Here is a 16,676-nt window from a genome sequence, read left to right on the forward strand (position 1 = left end):
GGCCGGCTAACAGCGCCAGCGCTTTTCTCTACCTGACGTCTTACCGGGCCTGGGCCCGTCTCACAGGGAGAAGCGTGCCACCAGTTTGTTCAGGCTCACCGCCAGGGACGACAGTTCACTGCTGGCAATGGACGTCTGGCTGGCGGCGGACGAGCTTTGCAGCGACAAGTCGCGGATGCTCATCAGGTTCTGGTCCACCGAGCGCGCCACCTGGGCCTGTTCCTCCGAGGCGGTGGCGATCATCAGGTTGCGTTCGTTGATCTCGCTGATGGCCTGGGCGATATGGCCGATGGCGGCGCCGGCCTCATGGGCGATGGCCAGGGTCTGGCTGGCATCCTCGCTGCTTTGCTGCATCGACAGCATGGCCTTGCTCGAACCGTTCTGGACGCCCTGGATCATCTGCTCGATCTCCTGGGTCGAGAGCTGGGTGCGGTGGGCCAGGGCCCGCACTTCATCGGCCACTACAGCAAAGCCGCGGCCTTGCTCGCCGGCCCGGGCAGCCTCGATGGCCGCGTTGAGGGCCAGCAGGTTGGTCTGCTCGGCAATGGCGCGGATCACGTCCAGGACCTTGCTGATGCCCTGGGCCTGCTGGGCCAGGCCGGCCATTTCCACCCGGGTGTTTTCCACGGTGCCGGTGAGTTTTTCGATGGAGTGGATGGTCTGCTCGACCCGCTCCTTGCCCAGCCCGGCGGAACGCTCGGATTCCTGGGTCGACTGCGAGGCGGACACCGCGTTGCGCGCCACTTCTTCCACCGCGGCGGTCATTTCGTTGACCGCGGTGGCGGCCTGATCGGTCTCCATGCTCTGTTGCTGGATGCCGGCGTTGGACTCGCGGGTAATGGCGCTCATTTCCTCGGCGGCAGAGGCCAGCTGGGTCGAGGAATCGGCAATTTGGCGGATGGTCGACTTCAGGTTGTCGAGCATGGACTGGGTGGATTTCTGCAGGTCGGTGAGTTCGTCCTGGCCGCTGACTTCCACTTGGGTTCGCAGGTCGCCCTCGGCGATTTTGCGCGTGGTGGCCAGCAGCGATTGCACCGGGCGGGTGATGCTGCGGGTGAACAGGGTGGCGATGAGCACGGTCAGGACAATCGCCAGGACGATGATCAGCGAGGTCAGGGTCAGGCCACTGTCGAACTGATGGTCGGCCAGGGTCGCCGAGTGCGCGGCACCGCTCTCGTTGATCGCGATCAGGGCTTCGATGGCGCTTTGCAAGGCATTGGCCAGGGGCACCGTGACCTGATTGATGTAGTCACTGCTCTGCTGCGCGGTGTGGGTCTTGCTGGCATCGATCAGCACCGCCAGCTTGTCCAGGTAGTCCTGGGCGCCGCGCTTGACCTGATCAAAGGCGGTTTTCTCTTCGGCGCTGGACACCAGTGGCTCGTAGTCCTTGATGGCCTGGGCCAGGGTGGCTTTCAGGCTACCCAGCTTGTCCAGGGATGCGCCTTTCTGGGCTTCGCTTTCAGTGGCGTAGTGCAGGGCCTCCAGGCGCACACGCAAGGTGGAGGATTCGATTTTCGTGGCTTGCCTGACGCTGGGCAGCCAATTGTTTCGCAGGTCCAGTGCAGCATCGTGAATCTGTCCCATTCTCCACAGCGCCAGTCCCCCCAGACCGACCACTAGCACACAGATAGCGCCAAAACTCAGGAGCGCCCTGGACGTCAGTTTCAAGTTTCTTGTCACCATACAGGCACCTTGCAGGTTGGAGTGATACCGCCAGTTTCTTTTCGACTCCTTGTCGCCCTGATAGCACTGTGACTCCAAAGAGATGAAAAATCTGTAGGGATGTAAAAATATTTCTTTGCGTCCAGCGGGCTTCAACCTAGCGTCGCCGCAAGGGCGGGCAACCCCGCGGCTTGACCTTTATCAACGCGCTTTTGGCGGTTTTGTAGCAAGCTTGGCGCCTCTCCAATTGCAAAGGAAAAGGCCCATGACTACGCCTCTGACAACGGCGCCCGCGGCCAAGGCAGTACTACCGATTGGATTGCTGATCGCCGTGCTGGCCATGATCGGGGTGCTGTTTCTGCCACTGCCCGCCGACCTGCCGGTGGCCGGCCAGCGGATGCTGGCGATCCTCGCCTTCGCGGTGGTGGTGTGGATCAGCGAAGCGGTGTCCTACGAGGCCAGCGCGATCATGATCACCGCACTGATGGCGTTCCTGATTGGCACCGCGCCGACCCTGCAGGACCCGACCCAGGTCTATGGCAGCTCGGCGGCCATCAGCCTGGCGCTGACCGGGTTCTCCAATTCGGCCCTGGCCCTGGTGGCCGGTGCCTTGTTCATCGCCGCCGCCATGACCCACACCGGCCTCGACCGGCGCATCGCCCTGGTGACCCTGACCCGGGTCGGCACCAGCACCCGGCGCATCCTCATCGGTGCCATTGCCGTGACCATCCTGCTCAGCCTGCTGGTGCCCAGCGCCACGGCCCGCAGTGCCTGCGTGGTGCCGATCATGATGGGGGTGATCGCCGCGTTCGGCGTCGACAAGCGCTCCAATATCGCCGCCGGGCTGATGATCGTGGTCGCCCAGGGCACCAGCATCTGGAACGTCGGTATCCAGACCGCCGCGGCGCAGAACCTGCTGACCGTGGGCTTCATGGACAAGATGCTCGGCCAGCGCGTGGCCTGGCTCGACTGGCTGATCGCCGGGGCGCCCTGGGCGCTGATCATGTCCCTGGTGCTGCTGTGGCTGGTGCTGAAACTGCTGCCGCCGGAAACCGACAGCATCCCCGGCGGCAAGGAAGCGGTGGCCCAGTCCCTGGTGGACATCGGGCCCATGACCGGGCCGCAGAAGCGCCTGCTGGCGGTGTCGCTGCTGCTGCTTTTGGCCTGGTCCACCGAAGGCAAGCTGCACCCCTTCGACACCACGACCACCACCTACGCCGGGCTGGTGATCCTGCTGCTGCCGCGGATCGGCATCATGACCTGGAAGGACGTGCAGTCGCGCATTCCCTGGGGCACGGTGATCGTCTTCGGGGTCGGCATCAGCCTCGGCTCGGCGCTGCTCAGCACCCAGGCCGGGCAATGGCTGGGCGGGCAGGTGGTGGCCCACACCGGCCTGGACCAGGTCGGGCCTTTGGCGGTGTTCGCGATTCTCGCGGCGTTCCTGATCCTCATTCATCTGGGGTTCGCCAGTGCCACGGCCCTGACCTCGGCCTTGCTGCCGATCCTGATTGCCGTGCTGCAAACCCTGCCGGGCGAGTTCAGCCGCCTGGGCATGACCATGCTCCTGGGCTTTGTCGTCAGCTACGGTTTCATCCTGCCGATCAACGCGCCGCAGAACATGGTCTGCCTGGGTACCGAGACCTTCAACGCCCGGCAGTTCGCCAAGGTCGGGCTGCTGGTGACGCTGATCGGCTACCTGTTGATGCTGGTGTTCGCCATGACCTGGTGGAAATGGCTGGGCTGGATGTAGAGCCCTTCACAGTGACCCGCTGAACACCCGGGTCACGCTGCCGGCCAGGCGCACCTTGCCCTGGCCGTCCCAGCTCACTGTCACCGGCCCGCCGTCGCACAGCACCCGCACCGGGCTGTCGAGCAAGCCGCGACGGATGCCATTGACCGCCGCCGCGCAGGAGCAGGAACCGGAGCCCAGGGGGATGGCGCCATGGCGCTCCCAGATGCGCAGGCGGATGGTCTGGCGGTCGATCACCTGGATGAAGTGCACATTGGTCTTGTGTGGAAACAGCGGGTCGCTCTCGATCGTGGGACCCAGGGCGGCAACGTCCAGTTGCTCCAGATCGTCGACGAAAAAACTGCAATGGGGGTTGCCCATGCTGCATGCCGCCGGTGTTCCTGGCAGCGGCAGGTGCAGGCTGTCCAGCTCTCGGGCCAGGGGGACGTCCCGCCAGTCGAACGATGGTCGGCCCATTTCCACGGACACCGACTGATCCTCAAGACGCAGGCAGTGCTGCAGGCCGCGGGCGGTTGTCAGCTGCACCGAGGTGGCACCGCTTTCCTCCATCAGCAGGTCGGCGGCGCCGCGGGTGGCGCTGCCGCAGGTGTTCAGGCTGGAACCATCGGCGTTGAAGAAGGTCAGTTGCGCCGCGCTCTCGTGGCAATCGCCGAGCACCACCAACTGATTGAAACCAATGCCGCGTCGGCGATCGCCCAGGGCCTTGGCCAGCTCGCGGGTGATCGGGTTGTCGCGGCCACGGGCATCGATCAGCACGAAGTCGTCGCCATTGGCGTGCATCTTGACAAAGTTCAGCGGCATGCGAGCTCCGATGGGCGAGGGCAGGCGGCGCCCGCTTCGACGGGCGCCAGCGAGGGCAGGATTGCGAAAAAACGCCACCGGCGCCAGCGCCTTAAAATAAAATTCATCCTGCAAGCCTGGGCATTGCCTGGACGGTGGGATTTTCCGGCACACTGCCGGAGCACCGCGAACATCGCCGGGCGCTGCAACAGCGACCGGCACAGCACAAGGTCACGGCATGGATCACTACGCCCCGCGCAACTGGCAGCCCCACGAAAAGCCCAGCTTGCCCGGTTCCCCCTCGACACCGCTGCACCCCGGCCACAAGCGCCTGGCCTATGCCCTGGTGGGCTTGCTGGTGGCGATCACCGGCGGCCTGGGCAACTCGCTGGTGATCGCCAACCTGCCGTACCTGCAAGGCGCGCTGGGGGCGACCACCGCGGAAATGGCCTGGCTGCCGGCCGCCTACGTGATGACCAATGTGTCGATGAACCTGCTGCTGGTGAAGTTTCGCCAGCAGTTCGGCCTGCGCGCCTTCACCGAAGTGTTCCTGGTGCTTTATGCCCTGGTGACCTTCGGCCACCTGTTCGTCAACGACCTGAGTTCGGCCATCGCCGTGCGCGCGGCCCATGGCATGGTCGGCGCCGCGCTCAGCTCCCTGGGGCTGTACTACATGGTCCAGGCCTTCCCGGCGAAATGGCGGCTCAAGGCCCTGGTGCTGGGGCTGGGCACCTCGCAGCTGGCCTTGCCCCTGGCCCGGCTGTTTTCCGAGGACCTGCTGCAGATCGCCGAATGGCGCGGCCTGTACCTGTTCGAACTGGGCCTGGCGCTGACCTCCCTGGGCTGCGTGTTCCTGCTCAAGCTGCCGCCGGGGGATCGTTTTCGCACCTTCGAGAAACTCGACTTCCTGACCTTCGCTTTGCTGGCCACAGGCGTTGCCCTGCTGTGCGCGGTGCTATCGCTGGGGCGCATCGACTGGTGGCTGGAAGCGCCGTGGATCGGCTACGCCAGCGCCGGCTCCATCGTGCTGATCCTGGCCGGGCTGTGCATCGAACATAACCGCAGCAACCCGATGCTGATGACCCGCTGGCTGGGCAGCGGGGCGATGATCCGCCTGGCCCTGGCGGTGATCCTGATTCGCATGGTGCTGTCGGAACAGTCCACCGGCGCCGTGGGGTTTCTCCAGGCGTTGAACATGAGCAGCGAGCAGATGCGCCTGCTCTACGGGGTGATGCTGCTGGGCAGCATCGCCGGGCTGGCCACCAGCGCGCTGACCATCAACCCGGCGCATCTGTTGATGCCGCTGGTCATTTCCCTGGCGCTGATGGCCGTGGGCTCGGTGATGGACAGTTTCTCCAGCAACCTCACGCGCCCGGCCAACATGTACCTCAGCCAGTTCCTCCTGGCCTTTGGCGGCACCTTCTTTCTCGGCCCGACCATGGTCCTGGGCACCCGCAATGTGCTGACCAACCCGCGCAATCTGGTCAGCTTCTCGGTGCTGTTCGGCATCTGCCAGAACCTCGGCGGGCTGATCGGCTCGGCCTTGCTCGGCACCTTCCAGATCGTGCGCGAGAAGTACCATTCCAGCCACATCGTCGAGCAGTTGACCCTGCTCGATCCCCAGGTCCTGGCCCGGGTGCAGAGCGGCGCGGCGGCCTACGGCAAGGTCATCGCCGACCCGGACCTGCGCACCCTGCAAGGCATTCGCAGCCTGGCCAGTGCGGCCACCCGCGAGGCCAACGTGCTGGCTTATAACGATGTATTCATGCTGATCGCGGTGATTGCCGTACTCACCATGCTCTGGATATTCATCCGCAGCCTGTGGCTGATGAGCACGACCCGAGCGGTCGCGCCCGCGGCTCCCGTTCAACAAAGTGGTGCCCCAACTTCATGAGCGAAACCGTCAACCCCACCACCAATGCCATCGCCTCGACTCCCGAGCCCAACGGCCCGCCGAGTGTTCCGGCGACCGAGCCGCGCCCGCTGGCGGTGCGCGTCCTCTCATCCCTGGGCTTTGCCGCCATCGCCATCGTCGGTGTGCTGATCGTGCTCTATGCCTGGCAGCTGCCGCCGTTTTCCAGCGCCATCGAAAGCACCGAGAACGCCCTGGTGCGCGGGCAGGTGACCATCATCGGCCCGCAGCTCAGCGGCTATGTGTTCGAGGTGCCGGTGCAGGACTTCCAGCAGGTCAAGGCCGGCGATCTGCTGGTGCGCCTCGACGAGCGCATCTATCGCCAGCGCCTGGACCAGTCCCTGGCGCAACTGGCGGTGCAGAAGGCGGCCCTGGCCAATGCCCTGCAGCAACGCAACAGCGCCGAAGCCACGATCAAGCTGCGCCAGGCCGCTCTGGTCGACAGCCAGGCCCAGGCGCGCAAGAGCGCGGCCGACCTGCAACGCAACCAGGCACTGATTGCCGACGGTTCGGTGTCCCAGCGTGAGCTGGACGTGACCCGCGCGGCCAATGCCCAGACCGTCGCCGCCGTGGCCCAGGCCCAGGCGCAACTGGACATCGCCCGCCAGGACCTGCAGACGGTGATCGTCAACCGCGGCTCCCTGGAAGCGGCGGTGGCCAGCGCCGAAGCCGCGGTGGAGCTGGCGCGCATCGACCTGTCCAACACCCGCATCCTCGCGCCCCGCGACGGGCAACTGGGGCAGATCGGCGTGCGCCTGGGGGCCTACGTCAACTCCGGCGCCCAGCTCATGGCCCTGGTGCCGAACCAACTGTGGGTGATGGCCAACATGAAGGAAACCCAGATGGACAATGTGCGGGTCGGGCAGCCGGTGAGTTTTACCGTGGACGCCCTGAACCACCGCATCTTCAGCGGCAAGGTGCAGCGGATTTCCCCGGCCACCGGTTCCGAATTCGCCTTGTTGCAGGCCGACAATGCCACCGGCAACTTCGTCAAGATTGCCCAGCGCGTCCCGGTGCGGATCAGCGTCGACCCGGATCAGCCGGAGCTTGAGCGCCTGCGCCCCGGATTGTCGGTGGTGGTCAGCATCGACACCTCCGTCACGCCTTGAACCCTCTCGCCGCGGATCCTCTGTAGCCGCTGTCGCAGGCTGCGACCGGCTGCGCAGCAGACGCCAAGGATGGCGCCCCACCGCAATGCTCAAGACCAGGGGGGAGGCCTTGAGATCGCTGAAGGTCCTGCGGACCTTTTCGCAGCCTGCGGCAGCGGCTACAGGGGCGCGGTGCGCGGGAGGTTATGCCGCCTGCATTGGCGGCAAGGTGCCCAGTAACGACACGGCGGCCACCGCCGCCACGCCCAGCAGCCACTCCACCAGCACGCTGCTGCGCAGGCTCGACAGGCGCTGGTCGCAGCCGCGGATGCGCAGGCGGTTGAACAGCGCCAGCCCGAGCATGCCCGCCACCAGCAGCACCTTGATCAGCAGGATCAGGGCAAAGCCGCTGAACAATGGCGTCGGCCACCACTGTCCGGTGAGCACCCGGACGTTGATCAGGCCGGTGATCAGCAAGCCGCTTACCAGCCCGTAACCCACGCCGCTGAAGCGCTTTAACAAGGGTTCGACAGACAGGCTTGCGGGTTGGCGCAACACCAGCAACAACACCAGCAAGCCCCCCAACCAGATGGCGACACAGCTTAAGTGCACGATCTGATTGAGGATCAGCATCTGCCCCTGCAGCCCATCAAGCATGGCGCCGTGACCCACCGGAGCCAGGGTTGCCAGGAGCAGGGCGCCCAGTCCCAGTTGCAGCGGCAGGCTTCGGCCCAGCGGAGTCAGCAGCAGCCCCAGCAACAAGAGGTTGAGCAGCAGGTGCCAGGTCCAGACCTGGCCGAAGAAGGTCTTGTCCAGTACCAACCCCACGGTTGCCGGGTCCAGCGCCGCCGGCCAGGACCCGGCCATGCTGGCGGTGATCAGCAGCAGCCAGCACAGGCCACTGCAAAGGCCGATCAGCGTCAACCAGCGGCTGAGCCGGTCGAGCTGTCGATGCACGGCGCCATGGCCGTTGTGCGCGGCATCTCGGCCCAGCAACAACGGGCGAAACACCCAGGCGCCGACCAGGGTCAGCACCACCGCAAAGTGCACGAAGCGGCACAGCACCAGCCATGACGCCATGGCTTACGGGCTCACCTTGAAGCTGTAGCTGCCTTCGCTCTTGTGGGTGTCCACCGACACCGCGTGCCACTCCACCTTGTACTCGCCAGCGCGCAGCGGCGTGGCGGCCGGGGTGACCACCAGGGTTTTCTTGTCCGTACCTTCGGTGGCCAGGCTTTTCACTTCGAGGGGCGCACCGTCCTTGCTGATCGTCACTTGAGTGAAGGCCGCTTCCACGCCTTCGCTGAACATCAGGCGCAGTTCGTTGGGCGCAACCACGCTGCTGTTGGCCGCCGGGTTCGAGCCTTTCAGGTGGGCGTGGGCGAATACCGAGGAGGCGCTCAGCAGCGAGGCGAGCAGGGCGGTGGTGGTGAAGAGGTTTTTCAGTGACATGAGAGGGTTACCTTTATATAGAGGGCAGGGGCTCAACGATCGGGCAACTGCATGTGGATGATCGGAAACGGCCGGCCTTCGCCATCGGTTTCCGAGCGGCCGCAGTCGACGAAGCCGTAGTGACGGTAAAAGCCATGGGCCTGTGGGTTCTGTTCATTGACGTCGACCTTGAGGCCCGGACGGCGTACATGATCCAGCAGCCGGCGACCGATGCCCTGGCCGCGTTGGGCCGGTTCGATGAACAGCATCTGAACGGTGTCGTCGCTGGTGGCGATAAAACCGCCGGGGCTGGCGTCGGGGTTGTCCCAGACCCAGGTTTCAAGGGCCGGCAGGTAGCTGTCGCGTACCAGCGGGTACAGGCGCTGGATATCGTCTTCGGCAATAAAGTCATGGGTGGCGCGGACCGAACGCTCCCAGAGCGCGGTCAGCAGGGCGTCGTCCGCAGCGACGCGAGGGCGAATCTTCATGGGGGTATTCCATCGGTAACAGGACAGATGGCCGGCGATGGGGCAGGGCCGGCATTCGGGCAGAGACCTGTATGCCCGTGTCGCGAATTAACGCCTGGACGGAGCACCGCAGTGGCTGCTGCAAATGAGCGGGAGGCCGATCCTACCCAATACGTGCGGGCGGCGAAAGACCCATCCAGGCCCGCAATGTCGCAGGCCTGACAGCTCCCCGCAGGGCGCGGGCGGATGCTAGTCTTGCCGCAGACTGTTTTCGTAGGAGCCCTCATGGGCAATCACAAGATCGAGATTCGTCGCAGCAACGTGGAAAAGATCCTCCTGGCGGCCGAGAAAATCTTCGCCGAAAAAGGTTATGCCGGGACCGCCATGGCCGACATCGCCGAAGAAGTGCAACTGCCGCGCTCCAACCTGCATTACTACTTCAGTACCAAGAACGAGCTGTACAGCGCCGTACTCATGGACCTGCTGGACCTGTGGAAGCAGGACGCCCTGTGCTTTGAAATGTTCGACGATCCGCGGGTGGTGCTCAGCAGCTACATCCGCGCCAAGATGCAGCATTCGCGCAGCCGGCCTTATGGCTCCAAGGTCTGGGCCAACGAGATCATCCATGGCGCGCCGACCCTGGGCGAGGCATTGGATGCCAGCCTGTACGACTGGGCGAAGATGAAGGAAGCGAAGATCCGCCAATGGGTCGAGGCTGGACGGATCCTGCCGGTGGAACCGTCGAGCCTGCTGTACATGATCTGGGCCTCGACCCAGCATTACGCCGACTTCGACCACCAGGTGATGATCCTCAACGACCACCAGCCGCTGTCGGACCTGCAATTCGAACGCGCGGTGCAGACTGTTACCAGCGTCATCCTGCGGGGCATCGGCCTGGAGCCCTGAGCAACACGCGAAGTTGCAATCCCTGTTGACCTCAAGAACGCCGCGAGCGTACCGCTCGTTCGCAGCCTGCGGCAGCGGCTACAAGTGGTGCGGTGTTACACGGCTTCGCGGTAGGGGTTGCGCGGGTCGTGCAGCCAGTCGAGGAAGGGCTTGCCCGTGTCCTGGGGCACCATTTCGATGCAGTCCTGCACCGGGCAGGTGATCTGGCACAGGTTGCAGCCCACGCACTCCTCGTCGATCACTTCGTATTTATGGGTGCCGTCGGCCTGCCTGAGGCTGGCAATCGCTTGGTGCGAGGTGTCTTCGCAGGCGATATGGCAGCGGCCGCAACCAATGCACGCCTGCTGGTCGATCTTGGCGATCACCTGGTAGTTGATGTCCAGGTACTTCCAGTCGGTGGTGTTGCCCACCGCGCGCCCGGAGAAGTCCTGCAGGCTGTGGTAGCCCTGGCTGTCCATCCACCGCGACAGGCCGTCCTTCATCTCGTCGACGATGCGAAAGCCATGCAGCATCGCCGCCGTGCACACTTGCACCGCACCGCAGCCCAGGGCGACGAACTCCGCCGCATCGCGCCAGTTGCCGATGCCGCCAATGCCGCAGATCGGCAGGCCGCGGGTCTGCGGGTCACGGGCAATCTCGGCCACCATGTTCAGGGCAATCGGCTTGACCGCCGAGCCGCAATAACCGCCGTGGGTGCTCTGGCTGCCCACCATCGGGTGGGCCACCATGCGTTCCAGGTCGACGCTGGTGATGGAGTTGATGGTGTTGATCAGCGACACCGCATCGGCACCGCCGCGATGGGCGGCGCGGGCGGCCATGCGGATGTCGGTGATGTTCGGCGTCAGCTTGACGATCACCGGCAGCGAGCAATAAGTCTTGCACCAGCGAGTCACCTGTTCGACGTACTCCGGCACCTGACCCACCGCCGCGCCCATGCCCCTTTCCGGCATGCCATGGGGGCAGCCGAAGTTCAGCTCGATGCCGTCGCAACCGGTGGCTTCCACCAGGGGCAGGATGGCTTTCCAGGATTCCTCGACGCAGGGCACCATCAGCGACACGATCAAGGCGCGATCCGGCCAGTCCTTCTTCACCTGGGTGATTTCCTTGAGGTTGATCTCCAGGGAGCGGTCGGTGATCAGCTCGATGTTGTTGATGCCCATGACTTCGCGGTTCGGTCCGAAATGCGCGGAATAACGGGACGAGACGTTGACCGCCGCCGGGTCCTCACCCAGGGTTTTCCAGACCACACCACCCCAGCCGGCCTCGAACGCGCGCACCACGTTGTAGGCCTTGTCGGTGGGCGGCGCGGAGGCCAGCCAGAACGGATTGGGGGCTTTGATACCGGCGAAGACAATCGACAAATCGGCCATTTACGCAGCCTCCACATTGAGCATGAGTTGGGCATGCATGGCTTCTGCGGCCAGCTTGCCGTGTTGCACTGCCTGCACGGTCAGGTCCTGGCCGAGGCTGACGCAATCGCCGCCGGCGTAGACCCCGGGAATGCTGGTGCGCAGCTGTTCGTCCACCTGGATACGTTCCCCACAACGCTGCAGTTCCCGCGCCAGTGGATCGGCCAGGGCGCCGCCGTCGAACGACTGGCCGATGGCCTTGAAGATCGCGTCGGCCGCCAGCTCGAAGGTTTCCCCGGTGTGTTGCAAACGGCCTTCGTGCATGTGGGTGCGAGCGAAGCGCATGCCGCGCACCCGGCCCTGGTCATCCAGCAGCACGTCTTGCGGTGCGGTCCAGGTCAGCAGGCGCACCTGATTGGCCTTGGCGATTTCCTGCTCGTGCGCGGTGGCGCCCATGTCCTCGACGCCCCGGCGGTACACCAGATTGACGTCCCGGGCGCCGAGGCGGGCCATTTGCACGGCCATGTCGATGGCGGTGTTGCCGGCGCCGAGAACGATGCAGCGGTCCGCCAGGGGCAACTGGTTGAGGTCGTCGGCCTGACGCAGTTCGCGGATGTAGTCGGTGGCGGCCAGCAGCCCGGGGGCGTCTTCATGCTCCAGCCCCAGCTGTTTGCTGGCGGCCAGCCCGAGGCCAAGGAACACCGCGTCGAACTCCTGATGCAGTTGGCTCAGGCTCAGGTTGGCGCCGAGTTTGTGCCCGTGGCGGATCTCGATGCCGCCAATCCCCAGCAGGAACTCCAGCTCCTGCTGAGCGAAGTCATCCACCAGCTTGTACTTGGCGATTCCATATTCGTTGAGGCCGCCGGCTTTCTCCCGGGCTTCGAAAATCACCACCTCGTGGCCGTGCAGGGCGCTGCGGTGGGCGCAGGACAAACCCGCCGGGCCGGCGCCGACCACGGCGATGCGCTTGCCTGTGGGCGCGGCGCGCTGGAATGGGTGTTCCGTGAAGTGCGCATTGTCCAGGGCATAGCGTTGCAGCAGGCCGATCAGCACCGGCGCGCACTCCTGGGCGTTGTTGCGCACGCAGGCCTGCTGGCAGAGGATTTCCGTGGGGCAGACCCTTGCGCAACTGCCGCCGAGGATATTGGCCGAGAGAATCTTCTGCGCCGCGCCCTGGACGTTGTCGGTGTGGATGTTGCGGATGAACGAAGGAATGTCGATCTCGCTGGGGCAGGCGTTGACGCAGGGCGCGTCGTAGCAATACAGGCAGCGCGAGGCTTCCAGATGGGCCTGGCGGGCGTTGAGCGGCGGCGCCAGATCGCTGAAATGGCCGGCCAGGGTGGCGCCGTCCAGGGTCGGGTGGGGCAAGTGGTTCAAGGTCTTGATCACGGTTTTGGCCTCACGGTTTTTCATCTGCCTCTGACGGGCATGGGTGTTCACGAAACTGCTATCTGTCCTGCCGTCCTGTAGCCGCTGCCGAGCCTGCGAGGCTGCGAAAAGGCCCGCAGGGCCTTGCTTGGCGATCTCCTGCCAACCCTCTGGTGGCCGCAAGAACGCCGCGAGCGTACCGCTCGTTCGCAGCCTGCGGCAGCGGCTACACAGAGCGTGGATTGGCATTGGGGCCTTGCGTGACGTTCTTGCGCCGGGATCAGCGTTTGACGGCGGTTGGCTTGTGCTGCTCGGCGCGCTTGCTCAACAGGTCGAACACCGCCGGGTAGGCCGGGCGTTCGATGTAGCGCCCGGCGCCGCGTTCGGCCCGCAGGTCGCCGTCGGCCCACACCAGCTTGCCCTGGCTGATGGTGTGGCTGGGCACGCCGCGCACGGTCTTGCCTTCGAAGATGTTGAAGTCCACCTGCTGGTGGTGGGTCTTGGCGGAGATGGTCCGCGTGCCTTGCGGGTCCCAGAGCACCAGGTCGGCATCGGCGCCGACGCGGATCGCGCCTTTGCGCGGGTAGAGGTTGAAGATCTTCGCGGTGTGGGTGGAGGTCAGGGCGACGAATTCCTGCATCGACAGGCGTCCGCTGTTGACCCCTTCATCCCAGAGCACGGCCATGCGGTCCTCGATGCCGGCGGTGCCGTTGGGGATCTTGCTGAAATCATCGCGGCCGGCGGCTTTCTGCTCGGCGCAGAAGCAGCAGTGGTCGGTGGCGGTGGTGTGCAGGTTGCCCGATTGCAGGCCGTGCCACAGCGCTTCCTGGTGGCCACGAGGGCGGAAGGGTGGGCTCATCACGTAACCGGCGGCGGTCTGCCAGTCCGGGTCGCGGTACACGCTGTCGTCCAGCAGCAGGTGGCCGGCCAGCACTTCACCGTAGACCGGTTGGCCCTTGCTGCGGGCGTAGGTGATTTCGTCCAGTGCCTCTTTGGTCGAGACGTGCACCAGATACAGCGGCGTGCCCAGGGTTTGGGCGATACGGATCGCCCGGCTGGCGGCTTCGCCTTCCACTTGCGAGGGCCGCGACAGCGGGTGGGCTTCTGGCCCGGTGATGCCCTGGGCCAGCAACTTGCGTTGTAGGTGGTACACCAGCTCGCCATTTTCCGCGTGCACCGTGGGCACCGCGCCCAGTTCCAGGCAGCGCTCGAAGCTGGCCACCAGGGTGTCGTCGGCGGCCATGATGGCGTTCTTGTAGGCCATGAAGTGCTTGAAACTGTTGATGCCGTGGTGCTGTACCAGCTCGGCCATTTCCTCGCGCACCTGCTCGCTCCACCAGGTGATGGCCACGTGGAAGCCGTAGTCGCTGGCGGATTTCTCGGCCCAGCCGCGCCACTGGTGGAAGGCCTCCAGCAACGACTGCTGCGGGTTGGGAATCACGAAGTCGATGATCGAGGTTGTGCCCCCCGCCAGGCCCGCCGCGGTGCCGCTGAAGAAGTCTTCGCTGGCCACGGTACCCATGAAGGGCAGTTGCATGTGGGTATGGGGATCGATGCCGCCAGGCATCAAGTATTGGCCGCTGCCGTCGAGCACTTCACAGCCGGCGGGAATATCCAGATTGTTGCCGATGGCGCGAATTAGACCGCCTGCGCAGAGTACATCGGCTTTGTAACTTTCATCATGGGTAATAACGGTGGCGCCACGGATCAACAGAGACATTCCGAGTTCCTCGCAGGCATGACCGACTGGTGCCGGTTCTAACTTTTTTATTGAACGCACTGACAACTTAATAATCCTGTCAGCGATGTCAGGATTAGAAGCTAGCCGGAGTTTAAAGAAACAGCAAGAATATTTTATATAAGCTTATATTCACTTTAACTTGTTGAAAAATAACAATAAAAAACACAAATCCGCAAAATGGTGCGGCTCATCACCATTTTGACGCACTTGACAGGATCGAAAAATAGTCGAGATTTCCTATGTCAAATCAGCTGCTTGAGGAGTCGCGAGAAAGACTAATCGATAACTTGGAAAATTAACGTGCACCGCTTTGGGTCCTGACCAAACGGACAACTTGCCAAACACCCGGCCTGAGTGAGTTGGCAACTAACCGAGGGCTACAAAGTTGGTTGAATAAAACTGAGTGGTATCAGTTGTTTACATGGATTTCGCACACTGTGCAGTAGCGAGTTCGGCCGTAGTTGGCATCTTTATTGAGTGCCGCCGCAGATCGCTGGCCAGGAGGGCGGAAGTCGTCAGTTCTCCGGCCATCGTCCGGCGCGCTGTTCCTGAGTGCGCCGGCCTGATGAGCAAAATAATCAGAACAACAGTGGAGCGGCCATGCAACAGATCAGATCCCAGGTGACCGAGCGCGAAGGCTTGTACGAGCTGGACGCCGGCAGCGACGTGCTCGACAGCCCCCGTTACAACCACGACATCGCACCGACCCAGGTCCAGGAACGCACCTGGAACAAATGGCACATCACCGCACTGTGGATCGGCATGTCGATCTGCGTGCCCACCTACACCCTGGGCGGGGTACTGACCGCCTACTTCGGCCTTAGCGTCGGCGAGGCGCTGCTGGCGATCCTGCTGGCCAATATCGTGGTGCTGGTGCCCCTGACCCTCAACGCCTTTGCCGGCACCAAGTACGGCATTCCGTTTCCGGTGCTGCTGCGCTCGTCGTTCGGCATCATCGGCTCCAACGTGCCGTGCCTGATCCGCGCCCTGGTAGCTTGCGGCTGGTTCGGCATCCAGACCATGTTCGGCGGGTTGGCGATCCACCTGTTCCTGGGCTCGATCTTCGAGGGCTGGAAGGCCCTGGGCGGCACCGGCGAGGTGATCGGCTTCATGATCTTCTGGACCCTCAACCTGTGGGTGGTGCTGCGCGGCGCCGAGTCGATCAAGTGGCTGGAAACATTGTCTGCGCCGCTGCTGGTGGCGGTGGGCATCGGGCTGCTGGTGTGGGCCTTGCCCAGCGTGTCGCTGACTGAGTTGCTGGCGATCCCGCCCAAGCGTCCCGAAGGCGCCAGCGTCACCAGTTACTTCATGGCCGGGCTCACCGCCATGGTCGGCTTCTGGGCCACCTTGTCGCTGAACATTCCCGACTTCAGCCGCTACGCGAAAAGCCAGAAGGACCAGATCCTCGGGCAGATCTTCGGTCTGCCGCTGACCATGTTCCTGTTCGCCGCCCTGGGGGTGGTGATGACCGCCGCCTCGGTGAAGCTGGTGGGCGTCACCGTCTCCGATCCGGTGAGCCTGATCGGCCACATCCAGAGCCCGGGCTGGGTAGCCCTGGCCATGGCGCTGATCATCATCGCCACCTTGTCCACCAACACCGCAGCCAATATCGTCTCGCCCACCAATGACTTCCAGAACCTGGCGCCCAAGCTGATCGGCCGCACCACGGCGGTGATCCTCACCGGCCTGGTGGGGCTGGCGCTGATGGGCCACGAGTTGTTGAAAAAGCTCGGCCTGCTGATTTCCGACGTCAGTCTGGAGACGGTGTATTCCAACTGGCTGCTGGGCTACTCCAGCCTGCTGGGGCCGATCGCCGGGATCATGGTGGTGGACTATTTCCTGATCAAGAAACAGCGCCTGGACCTGGCCGGCCTGTACCGCGACGACGTCTACCCGGCGTGGAACTGGCACGGTTTCATCGCCTTTGGCGTTCCGGTGGCCCTGACCCTGATGTCCCTGGGCAGCAGCGCCTTCAACTGGTTCTACAGCTACGGCTGGTTCACCGGTTCGGCCCTGGGCGGGTTGATCTACTACGGCCTGTGCACCTGGCGCAGCACCCAGGTGGCGACCGCCAAGACCCCAACATGAACACCCAGCCAGCGCTCACGTGCTCACCACATACGCGCGGTTTTTTGTAGGCGCTGGCTTGCCAGCGAAGGCGTCGGCACGGGCGACGCACATCTTGCGCGCCCCTTCGCCGGCAAGCGCAACACCGCCCGGCC

13 protein-coding genes are annotated in these 16,676 nt (G+C 64.2%); 5 read left to right on the forward strand and 8 right to left on the reverse strand.

Features of this window, described 5'->3' with window-relative positions; translation table 11 throughout:
- Nucleotides 1–60: 60 nt before the first annotated feature.
- Entirely contained in the window at nt 61–1,683 is a 1,623-nt protein-coding gene (locus KHO49_RS27265) for a methyl-accepting chemotaxis protein (RefSeq protein WP_213666179.1), read from the reverse strand.
- 244 nt (nt 1,684–1,927) lie between these two features.
- Between KHO49_RS27265 and KHO49_RS27270 the strand changes: the two genes are divergently transcribed.
- Complete coding sequence (locus tag KHO49_RS27270) at nt 1,928–3,412, forward strand: DASS family sodium-coupled anion symporter (RefSeq protein WP_102879794.1); 1,485 nt, start codon at nt 1,928–1,930, stop codon at nt 3,410–3,412.
- A 6-nt stretch (nt 3,413–3,418) separates the two neighbouring features.
- Here KHO49_RS27270 and dapF read toward each other — a convergent pair whose 3' ends face one another.
- The gene (gene dapF / locus KHO49_RS27275; protein WP_213666180.1) at nt 3,419–4,213 is read right to left on the reverse strand and encodes a diaminopimelate epimerase; all 795 of its coding nucleotides are present in this window, start codon (nt 4,211–4,213) and stop codon (nt 3,419–3,421) included.
- A gap of 217 nt (nt 4,214–4,430) precedes the next feature.
- On the opposite strand from dapF, the gene KHO49_RS27280 reads away from it, so the two are divergent.
- Together KHO49_RS27280 and KHO49_RS27285 are read left to right on the forward strand one after the other, a co-directional pair.
- Nucleotides 4,431–6,086: an MFS transporter gene (locus KHO49_RS27280; protein WP_110653438.1), complete on the forward strand. Its 1,656-nt coding sequence runs from the start codon at nt 4,431–4,433 to the stop codon at nt 6,084–6,086.
- Complete coding sequence (locus KHO49_RS27285; protein WP_213666181.1) at nt 6,083–7,213, forward strand: HlyD family secretion protein; 1,131 nt, start codon at nt 6,083–6,085, stop codon at nt 7,211–7,213. Before KHO49_RS27280 ends, KHO49_RS27285 begins: the two co-directional genes overlap by 4 nt.
- 183 nt (nt 7,214–7,396) lie before the next feature.
- Here the strand turns inward: KHO49_RS27285 and copD are convergent, their stop codons facing one another.
- From copD to KHO49_RS27300, 3 genes are read right to left on the reverse strand one after another with little or no spacing between them, the layout of a single operon-like run.
- Nucleotides 7,397–8,272, reverse strand: a complete 876-nt coding sequence (gene copD / locus KHO49_RS27290; RefSeq protein WP_213666182.1) for a copper homeostasis membrane protein CopD — start codon at nt 8,270–8,272, stop codon at nt 7,397–7,399.
- Between the two features lie 3 nt (nt 8,273–8,275).
- On the reverse strand, nt 8,276–8,644 hold the full coding sequence (gene copC / locus KHO49_RS27295; RefSeq protein WP_123393290.1) for a copper homeostasis periplasmic binding protein CopC: 369 nt from the start codon (nt 8,642–8,644) through the stop codon (nt 8,276–8,278).
- A gap of 32 nt (nt 8,645–8,676) precedes the next feature.
- Nucleotides 8,677–9,111: a GNAT family N-acetyltransferase gene (locus KHO49_RS27300; RefSeq protein WP_123393292.1), complete on the reverse strand. Its 435-nt coding sequence runs from the start codon at nt 9,109–9,111 to the stop codon at nt 8,677–8,679.
- A 264-nt stretch (nt 9,112–9,375) separates the two neighbouring features.
- Between KHO49_RS27300 and KHO49_RS27305 the strand changes: the two genes are divergently transcribed.
- Entirely contained in the window at nt 9,376–9,996 is a 621-nt protein-coding gene (locus KHO49_RS27305) for a TetR/AcrR family transcriptional regulator (protein ID WP_102879788.1), read from the forward strand.
- 95 nt (nt 9,997–10,091) lie between these two features.
- Here KHO49_RS27305 and preA read toward each other — a convergent pair whose 3' ends face one another.
- From preA to hydA, 3 genes are all read right to left on the reverse strand, one after another.
- A complete protein-coding gene (gene preA, locus KHO49_RS27310; RefSeq protein WP_213666183.1) occupies nt 10,092–11,366 on the reverse strand; it encodes an NAD-dependent dihydropyrimidine dehydrogenase subunit PreA in 1,275 nt (424 codons plus the stop codon).
- Nucleotides 11,367–12,734, reverse strand: coding sequence for an NAD(P)-dependent oxidoreductase (locus KHO49_RS27315; RefSeq protein WP_213666504.1), 1,368 nt, complete (start codon nt 12,732–12,734; stop codon nt 11,367–11,369).
- Nucleotides 12,735–12,993: 259 nt separating this feature from the next.
- A complete protein-coding gene (hydA, locus tag KHO49_RS27320; protein WP_102879786.1) occupies nt 12,994–14,433 on the reverse strand; it encodes a dihydropyrimidinase in 1,440 nt (479 codons plus the stop codon).
- A gap of 621 nt (nt 14,434–15,054) precedes the next feature.
- Between hydA and KHO49_RS27325 the strand changes: the two genes are divergently transcribed.
- Complete coding sequence (locus KHO49_RS27325) at nt 15,055–16,542, forward strand: NCS1 family nucleobase:cation symporter-1 (protein WP_213666184.1); 1,488 nt, start codon at nt 15,055–15,057, stop codon at nt 16,540–16,542.
- Nucleotides 16,543–16,676: the final 134 nt, after the last annotated feature.

Origin of the sequence: Pseudomonas sp. RC4D1, from assembly GCF_018390395.1 — a bacterium.
GTDB lineage: Bacteria > Pseudomonadota > Gammaproteobacteria > Pseudomonadales > Pseudomonadaceae > Aquipseudomonas > Aquipseudomonas danubii.

Bases quoted from the DNA above. Each gene is read 5' to 3' on its own strand.
- copD (WP_213666182.1), bottom strand. From the start codon at position 8,272: ATGGCGTCATGGCTGGTGCTGTGCCGCTTCGTGCACTTTGCGGTGGTG.
- KHO49_RS27300 (WP_123393292.1), bottom strand. From the start codon at position 9,111: ATGAAGATTCGCCCTCGCGTCGCTGCGGACGACGCCCTGCTGACCGCG.
- dapF (WP_213666180.1), bottom strand. From the start codon at position 4,213: ATGCCGCTGAACTTTGTCAAGATGCACGCCAATGGCGACGACTTCGTG.
- KHO49_RS27285 (WP_213666181.1), top strand. From the start codon at position 6,083: ATGAGCGAAACCGTCAACCCCACCACCAATGCCATCGCCTCGACTCCC.
- KHO49_RS27325 (WP_213666184.1), top strand. From the start codon at position 15,055: ATGCAACAGATCAGATCCCAGGTGACCGAGCGCGAAGGCTTGTACGAG.
- hydA (WP_102879786.1), bottom strand. From the start codon at position 14,433: ATGTCTCTGTTGATCCGTGGCGCCACCGTTATTACCCATGATGAAAGT.
- KHO49_RS27280 (WP_110653438.1), top strand. From the start codon at position 4,431: ATGGATCACTACGCCCCGCGCAACTGGCAGCCCCACGAAAAGCCCAGC.
- copC (WP_123393290.1), bottom strand. From the start codon at position 8,644: ATGTCACTGAAAAACCTCTTCACCACCACCGCCCTGCTCGCCTCGCTG.
- preA (WP_213666183.1), bottom strand. From the start codon at position 11,366: ATGGCCGATTTGTCGATTGTCTTCGCCGGTATCAAAGCCCCCAATCCG.
- KHO49_RS27305 (WP_102879788.1), top strand. From the start codon at position 9,376: ATGGGCAATCACAAGATCGAGATTCGTCGCAGCAACGTGGAAAAGATC.
- KHO49_RS27270 (WP_102879794.1), top strand. From the start codon at position 1,928: ATGACTACGCCTCTGACAACGGCGCCCGCGGCCAAGGCAGTACTACCG.
- KHO49_RS27265 (WP_213666179.1), bottom strand. From the start codon at position 1,683: ATGGTGACAAGAAACTTGAAACTGACGTCCAGGGCGCTCCTGAGTTTT.